The 298-nt window shown below is 42.3% G+C and carries 1 pseudogene; it reads left to right on the top strand.

What is annotated here, in order from left to right:
- A pseudogene (locus FTW16_RS20080) lies at positions 1-298 on the top strand (CAP domain-containing protein); the annotation flags it as partial.

The raw sequence follows: 298 nt of genomic DNA, 5'->3' as shown, positions 1-298 counted from the left end.
AGCAACTCTTGTTCTAGTGAGCACCTTGGAACGTATGTATTTAACAATGCTGTCATCGACAGTTCTTTGGAATTTGAAACTGTTGGTAGCGTCGTGAGTAAAGACGAGAGTGGTGTTGAAGCCGAATTACCGACTTACGAATTTATCGCTAAGGCATATGAACAGCAGTCCGAAGATCGGCTTGGTGATTCTTGGGCGTTATTACAACGTGACAAAATTAATGCAGCAGCCAAGGAAGTCGGGGCATCAATCTTTGAGTTAGATGCTTCATCAGGAAATATCAATTTGGATTTAGGTC

It is taken from the genome of Vibrio sp. T20 (assembly GCF_007858795.1).
Lineage (GTDB): Bacteria > Pseudomonadota > Gammaproteobacteria > Enterobacterales > Vibrionaceae > Vibrio > Vibrio satsumensis.
The sequence above is the reverse complement of the archived record's forward strand: the minus strand, read 5'-3'. Positions and strand labels throughout refer to the sequence as shown.